The organism is Nocardia sp. NPDC052001, assembly GCF_040680615.1.
GTDB lineage: Bacteria > Actinomycetota > Actinomycetes > Mycobacteriales > Mycobacteriaceae > Nocardia.
Genome location: NZ_JBFAXC010000005.1, coordinates 495,386 through 513,963 on the forward strand (window position 1 = coordinate 495,386; position 18,578 = coordinate 513,963).

General features: G+C 65.4%; 23 protein-coding genes. 4 read left to right on the forward strand and 19 right to left on the reverse strand.

Translation table 11 applies throughout. The features are described from left to right. Positions 1 to 20: 20 nt before the first annotated feature. From AB0L82_RS26130 to AB0L82_RS26215, 18 genes are all read right to left on the reverse strand, one after another. Positions 21 to 467, reverse strand: a complete 447-nt coding sequence (locus tag AB0L82_RS26130; RefSeq protein WP_364641521.1) for a hypothetical protein — start codon at positions 465 to 467, stop codon at positions 21 to 23. A gap of 87 nt (positions 468 to 554) precedes the next feature. Beyond that, positions 555 to 1,475 carry a DUF2637 domain-containing protein gene (locus AB0L82_RS26135; RefSeq protein WP_364641524.1) on the reverse strand — a complete coding sequence of 307 codons (921 nt, stop codon included), beginning with the start codon at positions 1,473 to 1,475 and terminating at the stop codon, positions 555 to 557. Further along, positions 1,472 to 1,882: a hypothetical protein gene (locus tag AB0L82_RS26140; RefSeq protein ID WP_364641526.1), complete on the reverse strand. Its 411-nt coding sequence runs from the start codon at positions 1,880 to 1,882 to the stop codon at positions 1,472 to 1,474. The genes AB0L82_RS26135 and AB0L82_RS26140 overlap by 4 nt, the downstream gene beginning before the upstream one ends. Continuing rightward, positions 1,879 to 3,024: a hypothetical protein gene (locus tag AB0L82_RS26145; RefSeq protein ID WP_364641529.1), complete on the reverse strand. Its 1,146-nt coding sequence runs from the start codon at positions 3,022 to 3,024 to the stop codon at positions 1,879 to 1,881. Before AB0L82_RS26145 ends, AB0L82_RS26140 begins: the two co-directional genes overlap by 4 nt. After that, positions 3,021 to 3,371: a hypothetical protein gene (locus AB0L82_RS26150; protein WP_364641532.1), complete on the reverse strand. Its 351-nt coding sequence runs from the start codon at positions 3,369 to 3,371 to the stop codon at positions 3,021 to 3,023. The genes AB0L82_RS26145 and AB0L82_RS26150 overlap by 4 nt, the downstream gene beginning before the upstream one ends. After that, entirely contained in the window at positions 3,368 to 4,999 is a 1,632-nt protein-coding gene (locus AB0L82_RS26155; RefSeq protein WP_364641535.1) for a hypothetical protein, read from the reverse strand. Before AB0L82_RS26155 ends, AB0L82_RS26150 begins: the two co-directional genes overlap by 4 nt. Before the next feature lie 25 nt (positions 5,000 to 5,024). After that, a complete protein-coding gene (locus tag AB0L82_RS26160; RefSeq protein WP_364641538.1) occupies positions 5,025 to 5,714 on the reverse strand; it encodes a hypothetical protein in 690 nt (229 codons plus the stop codon). Positions 5,715 to 5,735: 21 nt separating this feature from the next. Further along, positions 5,736 to 6,044, reverse strand: a complete 309-nt coding sequence (locus tag AB0L82_RS26165) for a hypothetical protein (protein ID WP_364641541.1) — start codon at positions 6,042 to 6,044, stop codon at positions 5,736 to 5,738. Positions 6,045 to 6,049: 5 nt separating this feature from the next. Further along, positions 6,050 to 6,514 (reverse strand): hypothetical protein, encoded by a 465-nt coding sequence (locus tag AB0L82_RS26170; RefSeq protein ID WP_364641544.1) that lies wholly within the window; start codon positions 6,512 to 6,514, stop codon positions 6,050 to 6,052. Positions 6,515 to 6,555: 41 nt separating this feature from the next. After that, a complete protein-coding gene (locus AB0L82_RS26175) occupies positions 6,556 to 7,065 on the reverse strand; it encodes a hypothetical protein (RefSeq protein ID WP_364641547.1) in 510 nt (169 codons plus the stop codon). Then, positions 7,062 to 7,571 carry a hypothetical protein gene (locus AB0L82_RS26180; protein ID WP_364641550.1) on the reverse strand — a complete coding sequence of 170 codons (510 nt, stop codon included), beginning with the start codon at positions 7,569 to 7,571 and terminating at the stop codon, positions 7,062 to 7,064. Before AB0L82_RS26180 ends, AB0L82_RS26175 begins: the two co-directional genes overlap by 4 nt. 34 nt (positions 7,572 to 7,605) lie before the next feature. Continuing rightward, complete coding sequence (locus AB0L82_RS26185) at positions 7,606 to 9,732, reverse strand: hypothetical protein (RefSeq protein WP_364641553.1); 2,127 nt, start codon at positions 9,730 to 9,732, stop codon at positions 7,606 to 7,608. Beyond that, positions 9,729 to 10,499, reverse strand: a complete 771-nt coding sequence (locus AB0L82_RS26190) for a hypothetical protein (RefSeq protein WP_364641556.1) — start codon at positions 10,497 to 10,499, stop codon at positions 9,729 to 9,731. The genes AB0L82_RS26185 and AB0L82_RS26190 overlap by 4 nt, the downstream gene beginning before the upstream one ends. Further along, complete coding sequence (locus tag AB0L82_RS26195; protein ID WP_364641559.1) at positions 10,496 to 11,221, reverse strand: hypothetical protein; 726 nt, start codon at positions 11,219 to 11,221, stop codon at positions 10,496 to 10,498. The genes AB0L82_RS26190 and AB0L82_RS26195 overlap by 4 nt, the downstream gene beginning before the upstream one ends. Further along, positions 11,218 to 11,622, reverse strand: a complete 405-nt coding sequence (locus AB0L82_RS26200; RefSeq protein WP_364641562.1) for an RRQRL motif-containing zinc-binding protein — start codon at positions 11,620 to 11,622, stop codon at positions 11,218 to 11,220. The genes AB0L82_RS26195 and AB0L82_RS26200 overlap by 4 nt, the downstream gene beginning before the upstream one ends. After that, complete coding sequence (locus AB0L82_RS26205) at positions 11,619 to 11,909, reverse strand: hypothetical protein (protein ID WP_364641565.1); 291 nt, start codon at positions 11,907 to 11,909, stop codon at positions 11,619 to 11,621. The genes AB0L82_RS26200 and AB0L82_RS26205 overlap by 4 nt, the downstream gene beginning before the upstream one ends. After that, positions 11,906 to 12,208, reverse strand: a complete 303-nt coding sequence (locus tag AB0L82_RS26210; RefSeq protein ID WP_364641569.1) for a hypothetical protein — start codon at positions 12,206 to 12,208, stop codon at positions 11,906 to 11,908. The genes AB0L82_RS26205 and AB0L82_RS26210 overlap by 4 nt, the downstream gene beginning before the upstream one ends. Beyond that, positions 12,208 to 12,444, reverse strand: coding sequence for a helix-turn-helix domain-containing protein (locus AB0L82_RS26215; protein ID WP_364641572.1), 237 nt, complete (start codon positions 12,442 to 12,444; stop codon positions 12,208 to 12,210). Before AB0L82_RS26215 ends, AB0L82_RS26210 begins: the two co-directional genes overlap by 1 nt. Before the next feature lie 286 nt (positions 12,445 to 12,730). Here AB0L82_RS26215 and AB0L82_RS26220 point away from each other — a divergent pair, with 286 nt between their 5' ends. Beyond that, positions 12,731 to 13,609 carry an aminoglycoside phosphotransferase family protein gene (locus AB0L82_RS26220; RefSeq protein WP_364641574.1) on the forward strand — a complete coding sequence of 293 codons (879 nt, stop codon included), beginning with the start codon at positions 12,731 to 12,733 and terminating at the stop codon, positions 13,607 to 13,609. Here the strand turns inward: AB0L82_RS26220 and AB0L82_RS26225 are convergent. Further along, positions 13,577 to 14,971, reverse strand: a complete 1,395-nt coding sequence (locus AB0L82_RS26225; RefSeq protein WP_364641577.1) for a hypothetical protein — start codon at positions 14,969 to 14,971, stop codon at positions 13,577 to 13,579. The genes AB0L82_RS26220 and AB0L82_RS26225 overlap by 33 nt on opposite strands. Positions 14,972 to 15,410: 439 nt before the next feature. On the opposite strand from AB0L82_RS26225, the gene AB0L82_RS26230 reads away from it, so the two are divergent. From AB0L82_RS26230 to dusB, 3 genes are all read left to right on the forward strand, one after another. Then, a complete protein-coding gene (locus tag AB0L82_RS26230) occupies positions 15,411 to 16,010 on the forward strand; it encodes a DUF937 domain-containing protein (protein WP_364641580.1) in 600 nt (199 codons plus the stop codon). A 208-nt stretch (positions 16,011 to 16,218) separates the two neighbouring features. Next, entirely contained in the window at positions 16,219 to 17,190 is a 972-nt protein-coding gene (locus tag AB0L82_RS26235) for an acyl-ACP desaturase (protein WP_364641583.1), read from the forward strand. Between the two features lie 238 nt (positions 17,191 to 17,428). Continuing rightward, a complete protein-coding gene (gene dusB, locus AB0L82_RS26240) occupies positions 17,429 to 18,568 on the forward strand; it encodes a tRNA dihydrouridine synthase DusB (RefSeq protein WP_364641803.1) in 1,140 nt (379 codons plus the stop codon). Positions 18,569 to 18,578 lie beyond the last annotated feature (10 nt).

Consider the following 18,578-nt stretch of genomic DNA (forward strand, 5'->3'; position numbering starts at 1 on the left):
GGGCTGCGCGGTGCTGGCGGCTAGGCGGCGGGCGCGGTGTAGGCGTCCAGCCCGTAGACGCGGCCGTAGCCGCTCTCGACCGGACCGACGTAGCTCAGGTTCTCCAGTCGGCCGCCCAAGGCGATGCCTCCGGCGCGGGCGCGGCGCACGCCCGCGTTGATCGCGCGCATGACATCGCGGTCCAGAGTGATCGCGTATAGCCCGTCGTCCTGCTCGTCGGCGCGGGCATCGGTTTCGAGGATCAGCTGCGAATCGATGACCGGATCGCCGCCCGCGGCGGGCATCGGTCGGCGGTCGACCCAGAACAGCGGCTGTCCGGCGCTGTTGTGGCGGTGGCGGCGCACGACGGCGACGATTTCACCGCTCACCCCGTCCCCGGGCTTGACGTCCTTGCCGAACGGGTTGGTCGCGCCGGTGGTCATCAGCTCGGTGTTGATCTGGTCCAAATCGGTCAATGAAGTGGTCATGAGTGGGTTCCTTCCAATGGGTTCAACGAGTCGGATGGTGCCCCGCCGGGCGGCCCGAATGTCTCGGCACCGCCCGGCGGCGATCGGTTAGCGAATGATGCTCAGGACGTGCGCGTCACCTCCGTTCTCGGATTCGGTGATCGCATTGCTGGCCTTGAACCGCGCGACGACTTTGGCGACGGTGCCGTGATGCAAGCCGATCAACTTGCCGATATCGCGTGTGGATAGCCCGGCCTGGCTCTGCTCCCAGATGTAGGCATCGCGCTCGGGTGTCGCTTCCGGACCCGGCGGTGTCGCGTCGCTGTCGCCTGCTGTCGCGTCGGTGTCGCCCGAATCGTCGCCTTCGCTGTCGCCAGCGACGGACTGTCGCGTCCGGGCGACGCTTTGCGACACGGGTGCGACAGGCGCTGTCGCCATCTTTTCGGCCGCCGCTGCCTGGTTGCTGGCCTCGGCAGTCCGGGGCACTTCCAGCAGGGTGGTCAAGGCGTGGGTAACCGCGAGTGCGGCGATCGGAGCCGCTCCCGCGACCGCTGCGGCAGCGAACCCGTTCAGTACCTTGCCCTCGATCATCGAGGCGTGGGCGGCGTTGCCGACCAGCGAAATCGCTTCTGCCGCAGCGAGTTCACCCCAAAAGAACCCGTAGGTTCCCTTCGGGATGACCACATTGGCCTTCTCCCGGCGACGCAGGGTCACCAGCGCGAACGCGGATTGGATGATCGGCCCGTCCACGATGACCGGGGCACCCCAGGCCAGCCAGGAAGGAATCCCGGCGGCCTGGGCGAGCCCGTGCAGGGCGATAGCTGACCAGCCGAAGGCCGCGACCGACACCGCAGCCACCGCCAGCAGCGCCACAGCCTCGGCGACATTCCAATCCAGTCCGGTTGTCGCCTCGGTGTCGCCTGCTGTCGCCTTCCCGGCTGTCACGGTGTGTCCGGTCTCGGGTGGCGACAGCTCCCGCCCGGTCGGGGCGACAGCGGCGACACCTTTTGTCGGGTCGGCGGCGCTCATCGCTCGTACCCTCCTTCGGCCCGGTCTGACAGCGCGGACCCTCCGGCCCAATCCGCCAGCGCCGACCCCGCGTCCGACCGCGACGGCCGAATCAGGCGTTCCTGCTCCGCGCGCACTGCAACCTCTGCGAGTTGATCCAGGGCGTCAGCGAGTTCTCGGTTACGGGCAATCAGCCGTCCGACCAGCTGTCCGGCGGCAACCAATTGCTCCTCCAGCTCGTCGGCCCGCTGGTTCGCCACGATCAGTCGGGCGTCGGTGTCGGCGCTGCCGCTCGGATGCTCCGGCGTCTCCTGATCGGAGCTGACGGGCGTGGCCGGAATGGTGCGGATTGGCGACCATGCGACTGTGCCGACCGGTTCGGGTGCGGCCTGCGCAGGCATGGTCGCGTCCAGGGCGGGGGCGCTCATCGCTCGAACCCGTCGTGCTCGCTGGTAGCGGCGTCGGCGGCCAGAGCGTTGCCGGGCTTGAACTCCGCGAGCGCGGACAACGCGCCCGCGGTGGGCCGGTCGAGTGCGTCAGCCCGGGTGATGTACGGCGAAACCACCCCGCCGGAACCGTCGCGCTCTACGCCGTGCTCGGCCATGTAGCGGGCCTGCTCCTCGCTACGCCGCTCGATCGGCGACAACCCCTCCAGGTCGACGTCTACGGTCAGCCGCTCGGGATCGCGGTTGTCTTCGTGCCGAAGCGTCGCGTCCTGGAGGTAGCACCACTCCTCGACCCACTCCGGATCGCTCATCCACCGGTTGGCGTAGTCGCCGTAGTCGACGGCATCGGCCGGGTCGTACTCGCCCTCGTAGGTGGACCAGGCGTGCACGAAGTCCGCGCGCATCCGCGTCTCGGTCTCGCCCGCTTCGGCCGGGGTGAAAGGCTCGGGCTGGGTAATGTCATTCATTGGTTCGGTGTCCTCTCGATCAGTGGTTTTCGTGGTGATGGCGGACCATCGGCCGTGGCCGGACAGGTCGCGTGCCTGCGCCTGACTGCGCCACGTCACCGGGTCCATACCGGGCGGTGTCTCGCCCGGTATGGTCGGCAACTCCAATTGCCCTTGCGGGTGGATGAATGCGCCGGTTTCGATCCACAGCTGCCGCAGCTCGCGCCAGCGCGGGGCGACCTCCGGATCTGCGATCCAGTGCTGCTCGATCTCGGCGGCGCGCTCGTACAGCCATGCCGCGTCGGGGTGTTCCGGCCATGGCTGGTCCAGGGCCAAATCCACCCGCATGTGCGCCCGGGTGTAGTCGGTGCGCCATTGTGCCTCTGCCGGGTCCGGGACACGGCTGGCGTGGTACTCGCCGATTTTGGTGTCGATCCGATCCAGGCCGCATTGGGCATAGGTGACCAGCAAGGCATCCATGCACCAGTTCTCCAGGTCGGACTCCCAATCCAGCGTCGGCGCGGCCTTGGTGCCCTTGGCCCACCGCTGCGCGCGCTCGTCGGCGTCGGTCCATACGACCAGTCCGAGGCCATCGCAGTCCCGGCACGGGCTGTCCTCATCATCGAGGTCTTTCAGGCCGGTACCTGTGCAGATATCGCAGTCCTTGGTGCGGATCACCGCTCGGCCCCGTCCCGCTCGGTGTCCTGCTCGGAACCGTTGCTCAGGGCGCTACCGGGCTTGTGGTCCGCCAAAGCTGACCGGCCCGCCGACGCCTGGTCGATGCGGTTGAGTTCCTGCCTGAGCCACTTGCGCATGTCCGGATCGGTCTCTTCGTTCAAGTCGATCTGGAGATCGGCGCGTCGGTCGGCGGCGCTGGCTATGCGGTACTCGACTCCGAAATGACCATCCCCGCGAACGAACACCGCCCCGCCGCTCTCTTGCGCCTGGAACCAGACTTCATCGCTGGGGGCTTCAGAGGTCCACACCTGCTCGGGTCGCTGCTGCTCGCGGTCGTCGGCGCTCATCGCTCGGCCCCGTCCCGCTCGGTGTCCTGCTCGGAACCGTTGCTCAGGGCGCTACCGGGCTGGTGACCGGCCAGCGCCGACCGTCCCGTCGCCTTCTTCGCGGTCTTGGCCTGGCGCTGCGCGCTGCCGTACCGCTCGCTCGGCTTGGTCCGCTCGACCAGCTTGGCCACGGCCTCATCCCGCTCACCGCGTAGCCGCTCCAGCTCGGCTTTCTGCTGCTCCAGCTCGGCTTTCTGCTGCTCTACGATCCCGGTCAGTGCCTTGGTCTGCTCCGCGAGGGTGTTGCGCTGGTCGGCAAGCTCGCGGACCCGTCCCACCATGTCGTTCATGTCCGGCGCGGCCTGCGCGGTCGCGGTGCGCTGCCCCAAACCGCCGGCGGTTTCCCCGGAGACACGGCCGGGCTGTGGCGGGCGCTCGGTGGAATCCGCGGTGGCCTCGCGTGCCTGCTGCGATCCCTGTTCGGCGGGGTCCGGCTTGCGGTAGGGCTCTCCCTTGGCGTGGGCCGCAGTCACGTCACGCCATTTCTCGGTGGCGCGACCAACGGTGGTCTGATTGCCTTCGCGGAGGTAGAACGGCGTGCGCTGGCCAGCCTCGCGGGCACGAACCGTGAACTGTGTGCCAGCCTTCCAGTTGTTCTCGATCACCGTGCTGTGCACCCACTTCGCGCCCTCGGCCTCGCTCGGGAAGTACCCGACGTTCGTTTGCGAGCTGCCATCCGGAGAACTGGACGCGATCTCCACCCGGCACCGGCTGTTGGCCTCGGCGTTGTTGAATTCCCACTGGATCCGCTCCGCGCTGAGCCCGGCCTTTTCGGCGTCGCGGACCGCGTCCTCGCGCGCCTGCTGGTACTGGCGACCGGACCCGTTCTTGGTGTAGTCACGCTGCCACTGGTGTTCTACGTGCCGGATCTTCTGTATCGCGTCGGCCCGGCTCAGCGCCGGAGAGGCCTGGTCGATCCCGCGCGGCTCCCGCCCCGGGGCGAAGTCCTGGAACTGAAACTGCCGATTCGCAGTCGCGGGTGAGGGTGTGGCGGTGTGGCGGTCGGCGCGGGCCTGCGCTGCCCGGTCCTGTTCTGCCTGCCAGAGCGCGTATTCGCGGTTCTGCTGCTCCTCTTCCCGGCGTGTGTAGTCCTGAAGTTCGGACTGCACCCCCGCCGCGCGGGCGAACATGGCGTCTTCGTTGCTCAGCGGCGGGAAAACCGGCCCGAGCGTGCTGGCCGGGTCTTGATCGACCGCGCCCAGCGCGAGGGCGGCTTGCCCCCGCTGCTCCAGCGACATCCCCGACATGTGCAGGGTCGATTCGATCCGGGTCCGCACGGCCGCAAGCCGCGCCGACGCGGCCTGCACCTGTCCGGGGCTGTAGAGGTTCGGGGCACCGCGCATCGCGGCCACAATGCGGGCCTCGTGCTGGTAGTCCCCTACCCGCTTCTCCATCCAGGCGGCGGCAATACGCTCGGCTCCCAGCTGTTTCTCGATGTGGCGGGCCATCTCATCGCGCTTCTGCCGGGTCAATTTGGCTCCGCGAATCGAGTGGTGCTGGCGGGCGAGCCAGCTGCGGGCGGCGTTCATGGCCTGCCGGAATACGGTGCCGGGCACGGCGGCGATTTCGTCAACTTCGTTCTGCGACATGATGATTCATTCCTTCCAATGGGTGTTACTGCTGCTCGGCGGAATCGCCGAGAGTTTCGGGGATGATGAGGGCCTGCGCCTCGTCGGCCGGGCCCGAGAAATCCGGGTAGGGCGGGAACGTCCTGGACTGCCACGGAGCGACGGAGGCAGGGACATCGACGTTCTGCGCGAACGCATCTCGGGCGGTCGGCCATTCGTCGGTGTGGCTGCTGACGTAGTTGTAGGCGTGGTAGAACCGGGCGCGGTCCAAGAACGACAGCTCATCGGGGTCGCGGCTCTCGAACTCACTGCGCAGGGCTTCGAGCTGCGGAGCCCACACCCGCGCGTCACGCTCGACCGGATACCCGGGGTCCACCGCGACCATCTCGGCGCACTTGCGGTTCTTCGCGTACCGAACCTCGCTGATCAGCTCACTGACCGACAGCTCGGACAGCTCCCGCGCAATCGGGCCACTGAGCAGCTCGGGCCGGAACTTCGCGCGGATCTGGATCTGAACCTGTTCGCGCGCATGGACATCGAACTCTCGGCGCGCTTTCTGCTCGCGCAGGATTCGGTCATAGTCGGCGCGGTCGGCGGGCGAGAGCCGTAACCGGTTGATCGCGTCGGGAATCCGCGCATCCAGGTCGTTGACCAGAATTGCGATCGTCGCGAACGTCGCGACCGCCCCGCAGGCGAGACCGATAACGACGGCGGTTCGAAAATCGTTGCTGTGCATGGCTTTTCCTTCCAATGAGTTCTATTGACGAGCGAAACGGATCAGGCCATCGATCGCCCAGAGCTGGGCAAGCGGCTTCGGTACGCCCAAGATGTCGGTGATCTCGGCCCAGGTAGAGCCTTCGATCCAGTCCTGAGCGATGCCGTGTCCGAGTTCCTGGACGGCTTCGGTGGCGGTGAGTGCGCAGTGCCCGCGCCGAAGAGCGGCAGTGCACAGTCGATTCGGGAACGGGCGGCCTCGGGCGGCCTGGCGGGCTTCGGCGTACCAGGACTCCAGATCCGGGTAGCGGGCGACGGTCTGGCCCCATTCGTCGGTTACTTCGTGCGACATGGTTCTCACTCCTGCCCGAGCGAGGTGAGCGACGCGGCCGGATCGGCTACGCGCACAGCCGATTCCAGTTCGGCCGGGAATGCGGCCCAGTACCGGAACAGGTTGGTCACCTCGGCCAGCAGCCCGGCCAGCACCGGCACTTTGCCGACAAGCAGGGCCGCGATCTGCCCATCCACGCCCGGCGCGCCTGTCCATACGCCCGCGCCGTACTCCCCGCCCCACAGCGCGGCCAGGGTGTGAGGGTTGAAGCGGGACAGGAACTCCGCGGTGGTAGTCGCGGGCAGCGCGGGGGCGTCCACGATCAGGTGCAGGCCCATTTCGCGCAGCTGAATCCAGTAGTAGTCCTGGATCGAGGAGGGCAACCCGGCCCGGCTACCGCCGGGGTCGAGCATGGCCAGCAGGGTCGCTGGCGGCAGGGTCCACAGCCACGCCGGAAGCTCCGGGTTCATCTGAAAATGGTTGGTAGTCACTGACTTTCCTTTCACTTGGTGGGTTTCTTGCGGGGCCGGATCTACAGCGATCCGGTGTCCTCGGGGGGCGTGTCCTCATCAGGTCCAAGCCCCAGCAGTTGCTTGCCGAACTGCCAATCGGTGAGCACCCATTGATCGGTCTCGCGCAGGATCGCCACGGCCGTCTGATAGGCGTTCAGGGCGCGCAACTGGGCGATGAGGGCGCGGAAGCCATTGGCGATCGGATCGTCGGCGGCAAGGTTGTCTTTCACGATCGGATCGAGGTTGAGCATCCGAAGCGAGGGCGGGGTGATGTCTTCGGCCTCAGCCAGGCGTCGCCCCTTCTCGGGCCACGGCAGCGGCGCGAGAACGATCGAATGCGCCAGCAGGTACCACATGCCGCGCAGCTGCGCGCGCTGCTGCGTCACCATGTGTTCGTCCGGGCGGGCCAGCAGCCCGAGCGTTTGCGCCTTCTCCTCGCATTGGAGCCGGGCCGACGCTCCGCCGTACAGGACGGCGAGACGGTCTACTAGGGCGACGGCGAGATCACGGGTGTCGGTGGTCTCGCTCATGACTGCTCACCGCCCCGCGCGGTGCGCCGCGCCTCGAAGGTGCCGCGACGGTCGGCCAGGCGGGTCACGCGATCGCGTACGGCGCTGGACTGCTCGGCGACGACTCCCGCGAGCATCCGCACCGAATCGACCGGGCCGGGCCGCCCCGCGCAGTGCCACCAGGCGTACGCGGCCAAGGCCAGCACGTAGAGAGACAGCGGGCCGGGCAACGGCAACACGATCACCGCGACAGTGGCTGCACCGGTGGTTGCTACCGCCGGACCCCAAATACGCACGTTGTCACGGGTTTTGGTGGCGCGCTCCAAGGGCTTGGCCATGGCGCGGCCGACGGTGCCGCCGTCCGGGATGACCGGCACCAGTTGTTCGGCGAGTTCCTCGGCGGCAGTGCCGCGCATGTCGGCGGCCAGGGCATCAAGTACGGCCTGGTCGTGCTCCTGCTCGGCGGGGCTGCGCCCGCCCAGCTCCTCGCCGTGGTTCTCGGGTTCCATCGGATCAGGGGTAGTCATTGCTGTATCTCCTTCCAGGACTTCGGATTTCGGGTCACGCCGCGCGGCGCTTGCCGTTCATGTCGATCACCGGCGCGAGCTTGCCGCCGCCATTGGGCGGGGTGGGATCGGTGAAGTCGGCGATGCCGGGCAGAGGCCGCAGGTTCGCGAGGTCGGCGTCGTTGAGCGGGCTGACCCGGCCCCAGCGGGCGCGCCCGCCCTGGACGATCACCAGGTCGCCTTTTTTCATGGCGCGCAGGCGATTCGGCGGCAACAGGTACTGGTCCGAGACCTGCACGTTGCCTTCGTCGCCTTCGTTGTGGCCGTTGATCAGCTTGCGGCTACGGTCGAACTTCGGACGGCTGCCGTAGACCTTGCAGATGGTTTCCGGGTCGGTGGTGCGCCCGATGAGACTGCCGCCCGAAGCGGCTGAGACGAGCGCGTGACGGCTGTCTTCGTCGTGCCCGAGGCCCTGCCAGGACTGCGCGATCCACCAACTACCGATGCCCGCTTTGCGCAGGCGTTCAACCCATTTCACCGCGCGGGTTTTGCCATCGGAGACTGCTGAGAACTCATCGACCACAAGCAGCGTGGTGCGCCCGTGGGGCTTGTCGGCAAGCTGTTCCAGCATGGTGCCCAGCGCACCGAACTGCGACCGCGCCCGGTCCGGGGTTTTGACTCCTTCCAGGGTGATGTACAGCGCGTCGTAGTCGGTCAGTGCCCTGTCGCCGTCGAACGCCTCACCGAGCGAGCGATACAAATTCGCGAATTCGGCGCGCCCACTGCGCATCACGGGCTGTTTTCCGTCGACTGTGGACTTGATCTCCATATCGATGCCCATGACGCCGGACCAGACGTCCTCGCCCGCGACCCCGCCCCAGAGCTGGGCGAGCTTGTCGACGTCGAACCGGGACAGGAACTCATCCCAGTTGCGCGGCGGGTTGTGACCCTGGGGCGTCTGGACGCCCTTGATCATTTCGACCTTGGCCGGGGCGTCCACGATCAAATGGATGAGGGTTTCGCGGATTTCGTGGAAGTACTTCTCGGTGTCGGTGGTCGGCGTGGACCCGCCGGAGATCATCGCCGAGAGCACCGACCGCAGATCATCCACAGTGGACTTCTGCTGCTCGGGCTTGAGGCTGTCGAAGTCCTTGCCCGGCCACATCCGCAGCTTCACCTTGCTCGGGAACTCGCCGATCCGGTCGGGCCGAACGCCCAGGGCTTCGAACCACTTCCGCATTCGGCCCGCGACCTTGCGCGATGCCGGGCCGCCGTTGCAGTCCACGACAATGATCAGCGGGCGGCCGGGCCGGTCTGCACGCCACCATTGCCGATGCCGCGTCCATGTGGTCGTGAACCAGGACAGCAGCACCCGTTCCATCAGGGTGGTCTTGCCCGACCCACTGGACGCCACTGTGGTCATGTGCTCGGCGACATTGATCCACGGCAGGATCAGCCGAGTCTCATTGCGGCCCAACAGCGCCCGCGCCACACCGGACGGCGGTGCCTGGGTGGTCTCCAACGCCAACCGGCCCAACACAAGCTGCGGGTTGAGTCCGCCCGTTGTGTAGGGCAGGCGGCGGCGGGACAGGCGCGCGGCGGCGGCCTGCTCGCGCTGGGCCTGCACGTAGATCGCGCGTTCGGTGCGGGTTGATGTCTTGAGCCCCACCGTGAGCAGCTGCATCCGCCGGTTGGTGTGCAGCACAGCCGCGATCAGCCATGCCGCCGGAATCAGCAGCGGAGCCATACCGAACAGCCCGCCGACGAACTGGCCCGCCAGGAACTCGCTCGCGGCCTGCCCGGCATCGCGCAGCGGCGCGAACACATCCCACGCCCACAGCGCCGCCGCACCCGGCATCGCCAGCACCGAGGCGAAGAACCAGTTCCGGAGCTTGACGGGCTTCCAGCCCAGCAGGATCGCCGGAGCGGTGATCGCGAGGACACCGATGGCGACGGTGACCAGCACCGCAGCACCGAGCAGGCTCGCCTGCCCAACGCTGTCCCACGTCCACGAGGAGAAGTCCGGCATCCAGCCCAGCGGGTCATGATGGACGCCCTTGATGGGCGGCATCTCCGGCCGGACCTGGATACCGGCGGGTTCGGTTGTCGGCGGCGGCACCGGCGCGGGCAAGTCCGCGGTGGGTCCGCAGTCGTCGGGGGTAATCATTGGCACGCAGGTCATGACCCGATCGCCTTTCCGTTCTCGTGGTGCGGTGCGGCGTCGGCGGTTTCGTTCGCCTCGACTCCGCCCTTGATGACCCGAAGTCCGGACTTTCCTGCGGTCTCGGCTTTCCTCGGGTGAATGACTTCTTCCAGGTCCAGCAGGGTCAGCTTCGGGCCGCTGGACAGGTCCAAACCCTTTGCCGCCGAACGGATGACGTTCTTGACCTCATCGCCTCGGCAGTAGTAGGTGAGCCCGGCACAGTCGGCTTGCCGGGCCACCTGAAGGGCCTGGAACACCGCCGACCGCGCCGCCCTTGGGTCTTTTGGGCTCAGCTCGACCTCGACCGCCCACAGATCCCCGCCGCTGGTGTAGTAGCGGCCATCGTGAATGTGCGGGCGCGATTGCCCGGCCTCGACCAGCCCGACTTCCGCGCGCAGCAGGCGTTCGGAAATCCAGCGGTCCAGGTCCATCCCGGTCAGTGCCGTCCGAAGTTCGAACACGGCCTTGGTGTGGGCGGCCATCATCGGGGTCGGCACCCAGTACCGGACCGCTCGGCCCAGCAGCATTTCCGCTGACACCTTGGTCGGGAAGATCCAGGACGGACCCGGCACCGGCCGTACCCGCCGTTTGCTGATCAGGTGCGCCCGTTGCCATTTCGAGGCAATCCGGTACATGCCGTTCAAGCCGACCCCGAGCATTGCGGCCACCGCATCCATCGGCGCGCCGTACTGCTCGGCCAGGATCGTTGCCCCGGCCATATCGCGCGGGGACAGGTGAATACTCATCGGTCCATCCCTTCGTGCTCGATCTCCAAAGCCGTCGCCTCGGCCAGGGCGCTACCGGCCTTGTGGTCGGCCAGCGCACTAGATCCGGCGCGGCGCGGTCGGCCCGGCTCGTCGCGGCAGATGCACGAATCCGGCAGATGCTCACCGCATTTGAGCCATTGGCCCGCTTCGCGGTCGGGCGTGCGGACCAGTGGCGGCGTCGGGCGATCCACCCAGATCCACCGATCGGTCTGCCCCAGCCGCCGAGCGTGCTCGGCCATGTGCGGGATATCGGTGATCCGGGTCAGAACCGCCCGCGCCGACCGCTCATCCTCGGCAGGAACCTCGGCAAGGTCGGCGGCGTGCGCCGAGTGCTGAATCTTTACGGGCACAATGCGTTTGGTCGGAATACCGGCGTTCTCGGCCAGCTGAGCCAGATGCGTCACCTCGGGCGAAGCATCGCCGATAAAGGCCAGGCATCTATCCGCCCCGAGGTTGATCACCTCTAGGTTGCGGACCATCTCCGCCGATCGGCCGTAGCGTTTCCGGTTGGCCGGATGACGTTCAACGTGCCCGCCCCAATGCGACCAGCACGCCTCGGCCAGCATGACCGCGCCGCACGGGTGCGCATCCGAGACCAGTACCGCGTCCCGATTCCACACCGCCGCAAGGGCTTCGCGGATCGCCAGGCGGTCGTCCCAACTCTCCGACCCGGTGACCAGCACGCGAGAGATGCCGCTCATAGCTCCATCCCCTCGTGCTCGGTCTCGTGGTCCGCCGACGCGGCCAGGGCGCTGGTCGCCTTGTAGTCCGCCAGCGCGCTGCGGCTAGGAGTCCCCCAGCCCGGACCCGGATCGCCTTCGCTCTCGAACTCGCTGCGGTCGATACCGCGCCGCTCCGCCGCCCGAAGCTGGCGTTCGCGGTTGGCCTTGGCCAGCGCCACCCGATTCGCCTCGGTGCACGGGAATTTCGGCGCAGCCAAGTTCACGTCGAACAGGTAGGCGACTTTGACCCGCCCGCGCGGCGGCAGAATGCCCTGAATGTCTTGGCCGTTCGGGCGCAGACCCTCCGCGTCAAGCTGACGCTTGGTGCGCAAATGCGCAGGTGCCATCCGCCACGGATAGACCGGAATGCCCTCGCTCATCGCGGCACCGCCGACCAGGTAGGCGGGCCACACTCGACGGGCAGCGCCGCCACCTGCACACCCGGAGCCGGGCACACGACAACCGTGGACGACTGCTCCTCGCGCTGACTGAACAGCAGGCATCCGCCGAAGACTCCGCCCGCGAACGCCATGATCAGCAGAAAGAGAATGAGCGAATGCGTGAGCGAGATCGACTGACGCGCAACCTGCTTCGGTCCCGGCTGATACCAGCCGACCGGCTCACCGGTCGCGGGATGGTAGGTGTCGATATACCGATGTGTGCTCATGCCGCATCACCCCCGGCAGCCAGCTCGGCGGGAACCTCGACCAAGGTCGCGGCCATCGCATCGGCAATACCGGCGGCGACCAGATCACGCAGCAGGGCCGCCTGCTCCAACGTCAGCTGCAACGACATGTCACCACGCCCGGGCCGACCCTCAACCGTGACGCAAACCCGGTCGATGTGGGCGGCGTAGTACACCCTGAACGACCCCAAGACCGACATGAGCACCCGAATGCCGTCTACGTCGACAGCGTGCCCGTACTTGTCCACCTGGGATACGTGCTTGCCCATGAAATCGCGCATCACGCCACGCCCTTGCCTTGGACAGGCACAGCCAGTTGCGACAGCTGGATCTTGTCGATTCGCTTAAGTCGCGGGCCGATCACATAGACGGTCAAAAGTCCACGTTGAACCCAGTTCCGAATGGTCCGCTCGGAGACGTTGTAGGTCTGGGCAGCTTCTTCGTAAGTGATCAGGTTCTCGGGCGAGACGCTCTTGGTAGACCGCCTTGCCTTGGTACGACTCCCCGTAGTTGCCATTGATCTGCACTCCTTGCCGTAAGTTGCGGAAACCGTTGGCACTAAGCACATCTCGCGAGGTAGGGGGTGCGGCAGTTCACAGAAGGAGGGCATTTGCGCACACCGGGGGTACACAATTGATGGCGTGTGCCCCCGTGTGCCCCACGGGCGACCAGGCCACCTGCGCCGCACCTGCGGCGGTAAGTTGGGTTGGGGATGAACCGCACGCACGACCACAGCCACACGGGCTGGGCCTCTCTGAGAGATGGCCCTCATTCGAACGAGAGGGCAGAGGATGCAATTAGCGATGAAGTTCGATCCCAAGTCCACGGAAGCGGTAATGACCGAGGCCTGCTTAAAGGTCGGTATCGAATCGCGCGACAGCTCCCTAATCCGCCTCGGAGAAAATGCGATCTATCGACTCAATAAAGAACGTGCCGTAGTTAGAATTGGACGTTCACTAGAATCTAGTCAAAAGGAATTATCGGTAGCCCAGTGGCTAATGGACAACTCTTTTCCTGGCACAGAACCACTTGAAAAAGCGCCCGATATTGAAATTATCGACGGGCTTCCGGTGTCATTTTGGAAGCTAATCGAAGAGAGCGGAAGTCCGGTCACTTCAAACGACCTGGGATACGTTCTCAAGAGTTTTCACGAACTCCCAGAACCAAGCGAACCATTCTTGCCAGAATTTACTATTATGCCAAAGGTGGTCCCGAGGATCATCGGGCTCCGCGACCGATTCTCTGTCGAAACCATAGATTTCTTGCTGTCTCTTCATGGCGAGATTGAAAACGAGTATTCCGGGTTGCATTCCATCCTCGGATGTGGACCACTCCACGGGGATGCCCACATCGGAAACCTCATGCGAGACAGCGCTGATATTCTGCGCCTGATTGATTACGGCGATACATGTATCGGCCCTCGCGAATGGGACGTCTGCGTTCTTGCAGTGGCTTACCGCGTAGGCACCGCAAAGCGAGAAACATACGAAGAATTCGCAGATGCTTACGGCTTCGATGCCTTAAACTGGGACGGCTTTAGCATTGTTCAGGCCATTAGAGAACTGAACATGACAACATGGCTAATGCAGCTAATCGGACAGTCCTCGACGGTCGATGTAGAAATAGAAAAACGTATCGATGACCTGCGGCTAGGCCGTAAGCGGTGCTGGGAACCCTTTTGATCCCAGCTTTTGAAATGCGTAATCCGAAAAAGAGTCAGCGAGCGGTACGCTACCAGCACTTCGCCGCAGCCTGCTGTTGAAATCAGCGACATAGCAAACAAGCCTGTGAGAGTTCAACTCCGAGACTGCGTCCACTATCAATCGCGCGGCATCGACGGCTTGATCTAACTCGCGGGCTTGGATTTGAGCTGTCGCGAAAACCGTTCGCACAAACAGCGAACTACGGACATACAGCCCGTCAACCTCAGCCAAAGAAGATTGCGCGAAGTTTATGGCCAGCTCCGGGCGATCCAGATCTCGGAAACAATGAGCCATCTCTGCATGCAACTCGGACTCGTCAAAATACTTGATCCAATCGGGATCGTTTTGCGGCTCTCTCTTCAAAAGATATTCTTCTGCTGCCGCTAATGCAGCGGCAGTTCCTTTTTGGTCTCCACAAGATGCCAACCCCCGGGCTTCCATCGCGTGAAACAGTGCCATCGCTGTTGGCGTCGCAAAACCGGCGGATATATGTTGCGCGCCACGGGCAAGATGCACTGCATCGTCATAGTGCCCCAGGAAATTGGCTTGATGACTCATTCCAGCGAGCATCCGCCCACACAACGCGCGATCGCCTGCGGCTTTTGCGAGTCGGAATCCGTGGGTTAGGTATCTCTGAGCTAGTCCGTGTTCACCAACATCATAAGCCGTCCAGCCAGCAAGTCGAGTCAAGGCTGCGGCTATACACAGATATTCATGCCCGAGACTGGATTCCGGTGATGCAAACCGCACACGCGGCAATACCGCTGTTTCCAAAAATCTCGCGACAAGCAATTTCGACTGTCCCCCACCGTATCGATAGTCAAAGCTGGAGAACATAGCCAACGCGTCTCGCGCGGCCTGTACCTCCACCTCTCCCACTCGGCCCGCGATCTCGACAACGTTCCCCGGCTCAGTCCCGAACATCGCCTTCACCAGCAGCTCAGACCACGCCTGCGGGTACACGAGCAGATCCGCGCCGGACCGCAGCCGAGTAAGCCCCTCTAGATCACTGAAGCTCTGCGCGGCTGTCGCCGGATAGGAGAAGGTGCCCACCGAAGGAGTCGACGTAGCGGCCTCTTCGAATCCAAGATCGGCATTCGAAATCGGCCGACCGACCAGCCCGGACAAGACAGCGCACATGACCTCACAGGTTGAAGGCGATGGCTGCGCGATCTCGCGCCGAAGATACTTCCCGATGTTGGTGTGTGAAGTTCGAACCTGGGGCTTCCCACCTGGAGGTTGATACGCCTGCATCAACCTCGCGAGTGACTTGTTCTTGACTCCGGCCTCGTCCATGACGGCCTTGAGACGCAGGTTCTTGATGGGCCCCTGTGCGTCCATAACGCTTCTCCCCGTTAATGTTTGGCGTTTCCGCCAATTTCCCTGATCGTACTCCTAAAATCACAGCCCATGGGGCAGAACAGGGCGGTTCATGGGGCACAAATGGGGCACAGACGTTGCAGGGCGATGCCGAAACCTTCCACTGGGTTCCGACGTCTTCAAGCGTCATGACCGGTGTAAGCTGCTTAGAATCGTCGATGCTTGCAGATCAGACCGAGAGGTGGTACAAGCAGGTTGAACGGACTTTTAATCCGCAGGTCGCAGGTTCGAGCCCTGCTGGGGGCACAGTTTGTCCCATATGGGACACAGTTGCCGAGGGGTCCGGGATACTACATTCGGGCCCCTCGCCACTCGGCGAATCCGTGGCAATCTGTCCGGGTTTCGCCTACCGTGACCCCCGTAGGGCTTTTCCGGGATGCCAACACCACAGGCGGAGTTCATGACTTCCTTCGATGACCTGCTCTCCAACGTGCCCGTCGCACAGATCGCCGACAAGCTCGGAGTCGACGAGGCGACCGCCACCACAGCGATCAACGCGGCCATTCCGGTCCTCCTCGGCGGATTCCAGGCACAGGCCGGCAACCCCGACGAGGGCCTCAATCTGGAAGGCGAAGTCGCCAACCAGCCGCACGGACTACTCGACGGCGGCGTGGATATCGACAAGGTCGACGTCGACAACGGCAGCCAGATCGTCGACCAGACCTTCGGCGCCGAGAAGAACACCGTCATCAGCGCCCTCGGAAACGTGGGCGGCGGCAACGCCCAGGACCTGATGGCCAAACTCCTCCCCCTGCTCGCCCCCATCGTCTTGGCCTACCTTGGTAAGAAGGCAATGGGCGGTGGCGGCGCGGCCACCGGTGGCGGCGAGACCGCTGCCGCAGGTAGCGGCGGTATCGGCGATATCCTCGGCAGCCTGCTCGGCGGCGCCACCGGCGGTAAGGGCGGTGGCGGACTCGGGGACATCCTCGGCAAGGCCGTCGGCCAGAACGCCGGCAATGTGCTCGGCAATGTGCTGGGCGGACTGCTCGGCAAGAAGTGAGTTCGCACCGAGACACGATGTGCGGCTAACGAACTGCGGCTCACGGCGATAGACAGGGCGCCGTGGGCCGTTGTCATATGACATCTCTCACTGACCCCGCAATGGCACTCGCATGAGTTTCACATCACCATACGGTGCCGTAAGGTATGGGCCGCGGCGGCAGGCCGGCGAGGGTAGACAGCTTGATCGCGATACGAAGGGCATATACATGGCAAAGGATCTGACTCAACTCGAGCTACTGACGGAGTTGGAGCCGGTTGCCGCGGAGAACGTAGATCGGCACCTCTCCCTGGCCAAGGAATGGCATCCGCACGACTACGTGCCGTGGGATGAGGGCCGCAACTTCGCCGCCATGGGCGGCCAGGACTGGGATCCGTCGCAGTCCAGGCTGAGCGAGCTCGCCAGGGCGTCCATGATCACCAACCTGCTCACCGAGGACAACCTCCCGTCCTACCACCGGGAAATCGCCGAGAACTTCTCCCAGGACGGCGCCTGGGGCACCTGGGTCGGCCGCTGGACCGCCGAGGAGAACCGGCACGGCATCGTCATGCGCGACTACCTCGTCACCACGCGCGCCGTCGACCCGGTCGCCCTCGAAGAAGCCCGCATGATCCACATGACCAACGGCTTCGCCTCCCCCGCGCAGGTCAACCAGGACGACGCCGGATTCCTGTACTCGGTCGCGTACGTGACCTTCCAGGAACTCGCCACCCGCGTCTCGCACCGCAACACCGGGCGCGTCTGCGACGACCCGATCGCCGACCGCATGCTGCAGCGCATCGCGGCCGACGAGAACCTGCACATGATCTTCTACCGCAACATGTGCGGTGCGGCGCTTGACCTTTCGCCGGACCAGACCCTCGAGGCCATCACCCTCATCCTGGAGAACTTCCAGATGCCGGGCGCGGGCATGCCCAACTTCCGCCGCAACGGCGTGCTGATGGCCAAGCACGGCATCTACGATCTGCGCCAGCACCTCGAAGAGGTCGTGAACCCGGTCCTGAAGAAGTGGCGCATCTTCGAGCGTGACGACTTCACCACCCGCGGCGAGGAGACCCGCGAACGCCTCGGCCTCTTCCTGGAGAAGCTCGGCAAGGACGTCCTCAAGTTCGAGGAACAGCGCGACCGCATGCTCGCCCGCGAAGCCGCCAAGGCCGAAAAGGCCATGGCAAGCCTGTGACATAGGACGCTGACGCTGGGTCTTGGGGGCTTCGCCCCCAAACCCCCGGACGCGCCAAGGCAATTGGCGGTGCGCCCCGGCTCGCTGACCGCGCTCCCGAGCGACCTCGCCCCATCACTTCCGTCCCCGTCGCGACGTTCTCGCGACGGGGACGTTTTGCCTGTCAGAGCCCGGTTGCGGGGGATGTGATCCGGGGCACGCGGGGGTGGGTGCGACACTGGTGGGCGTGACGACCTCGATCGAAGCCTCCAAGTCCACGCTGCGGATCGGACCGTATCCGGTCGATCCGGCGGTCGTGCTGGCGCCGATGGCGGGGATCACCAATGTCGCCTTCCGGACGCTGTGCCGGGAATTCGGCAGTGCCACTTCCATTTACGTGTGCGAGATGATCACCGCCCGCGCGGTGGTGGAGCGTAATGAGAAGACGCTGCACATGATGTCGTTCGGGGCGGATGAGAGCCCGCGGTCGATGCAGCTGTACGCCGTCGATCCCAAGACCGTCGGGGAGGCCGTGAAGGTCATCGTCGGCGAGGGGTGGGCGGACCACATCGATCTGAACCTCGGCTGCCCGGTGCCCAAGGTGACCCGGCTCGGGGGTGGCGCGGCGCTGCCGTACAAGCGGCGGCTGTTCCAGGACATCGTCAAGGCGATGGTGTCGGCGGCCGAACCGGCCGGGGTGCCGATCACGGTGAAATTCCGGATCGGGATCGACGATGAGCACCACACCTTCCTCGATACCGGGCGGATCGCCGAGGCCGAAGGCGCGGCCGCGGTCGCGCTGCACGCGCGCACCGCCGCGCAGCGGTACTCCGGTGCGGCCGACTGGACCGCGATCGCGCGGCTCAAGGAAGCCGTCACCACCATCCCGGTGCTCGGCAACGGCGATATCTTCAGCGCCGACGACGCCCTGCGCATGATGGCCGAAACCGGCTGCGACGGCGTCGTCGTCGGACGCGGATGCCTCGGCCGCCCTTGGCTTTTCGCGGAACTGCAGGCCGCCTTGCGCGGTGAGCCGCTGCCCACTCCGCCGAATCTGGGCCGGGTCGGGGAAATCCTGCGCAGGCATACCGAACTGCTCGTCGCGCACGACGGCGAGGACAAGGCCATGCGCGATATCCGCAAGCATATGGCCTGGTATCTGATGGGCTTCCCGATCGGCGGGGATCTGCGCCGCGGCTTCGCCACGGTCGGCAGCATGAATCAGCTGAACGACCTGATCGGGCAGCTCGACGTGAATGCGCCATTCCCCAAGGACGCCGAAGGCCCGCGCGGCCGCCAGGGCTCGCCCGGCAAGGTGGCGCTGCCCGACGGCTGGCTCGACGATCCCGAGGATCCGACCGTCCCCTGCGCCGCGGACGTCATGCACAGCGGCGGCTGACCCGCCCAAC

Bases quoted from the DNA above. Each gene is read 5' to 3' on its own strand.
- AB0L82_RS26130 (WP_364641521.1), bottom strand. From the start codon at position 467: ATGACCACTTCATTGACCGATTTGGACCAGATCAACACCGAGCTGATG.
- AB0L82_RS26135 (WP_364641524.1), bottom strand. From the start codon at position 1,475: ATGAGCGCCGCCGACCCGACAAAAGGTGTCGCCGCTGTCGCCCCGACC.
- AB0L82_RS26140 (WP_364641526.1), bottom strand. From the start codon at position 1,882: ATGAGCGCCCCCGCCCTGGACGCGACCATGCCTGCGCAGGCCGCACCC.
- AB0L82_RS26150 (WP_364641532.1), bottom strand. From the start codon at position 3,371: ATGAGCGCCGACGACCGCGAGCAGCAGCGACCCGAGCAGGTGTGGACC.
- AB0L82_RS26155 (WP_364641535.1), bottom strand. From the start codon at position 4,999: ATGTCGCAGAACGAAGTTGACGAAATCGCCGCCGTGCCCGGCACCGTA.
- AB0L82_RS26160 (WP_364641538.1), bottom strand. From the start codon at position 5,714: ATGCACAGCAACGATTTTCGAACCGCCGTCGTTATCGGTCTCGCCTGC.
- AB0L82_RS26165 (WP_364641541.1), bottom strand. From the start codon at position 6,044: ATGTCGCACGAAGTAACCGACGAATGGGGCCAGACCGTCGCCCGCTAC.
- AB0L82_RS26175 (WP_364641547.1), bottom strand. From the start codon at position 7,065: ATGAGCGAGACCACCGACACCCGTGATCTCGCCGTCGCCCTAGTAGAC.
- AB0L82_RS26180 (WP_364641550.1), bottom strand. From the start codon at position 7,571: ATGACTACCCCTGATCCGATGGAACCCGAGAACCACGGCGAGGAGCTG.
- AB0L82_RS26185 (WP_364641553.1), bottom strand. From the start codon at position 9,732: ATGACCTGCGTGCCAATGATTACCCCCGACGACTGCGGACCCACCGCG.
- AB0L82_RS26190 (WP_364641556.1), bottom strand. From the start codon at position 10,499: ATGAGTATTCACCTGTCCCCGCGCGATATGGCCGGGGCAACGATCCTG.
- AB0L82_RS26195 (WP_364641559.1), bottom strand. From the start codon at position 11,221: ATGAGCGGCATCTCTCGCGTGCTGGTCACCGGGTCGGAGAGTTGGGAC.
- AB0L82_RS26200 (WP_364641562.1), bottom strand. From the start codon at position 11,622: ATGAGCGAGGGCATTCCGGTCTATCCGTGGCGGATGGCACCTGCGCAT.
- AB0L82_RS26205 (WP_364641565.1), bottom strand. From the start codon at position 11,909: ATGAGCACACATCGGTATATCGACACCTACCATCCCGCGACCGGTGAG.
- AB0L82_RS26210 (WP_364641569.1), bottom strand. From the start codon at position 12,208: ATGCGCGATTTCATGGGCAAGCACGTATCCCAGGTGGACAAGTACGGG.
- AB0L82_RS26215 (WP_364641572.1), bottom strand. From the start codon at position 12,444: ATGGCAACTACGGGGAGTCGTACCAAGGCAAGGCGGTCTACCAAGAGC.
- AB0L82_RS26220 (WP_364641574.1), top strand. From the start codon at position 12,731: ATGAAGTTCGATCCCAAGTCCACGGAAGCGGTAATGACCGAGGCCTGC.
- AB0L82_RS26225 (WP_364641577.1), bottom strand. From the start codon at position 14,971: ATGGACGCACAGGGGCCCATCAAGAACCTGCGTCTCAAGGCCGTCATG.
- AB0L82_RS26230 (WP_364641580.1), top strand. From the start codon at position 15,411: ATGACTTCCTTCGATGACCTGCTCTCCAACGTGCCCGTCGCACAGATC.
- AB0L82_RS26235 (WP_364641583.1), top strand. From the start codon at position 16,219: ATGGCAAAGGATCTGACTCAACTCGAGCTACTGACGGAGTTGGAGCCG.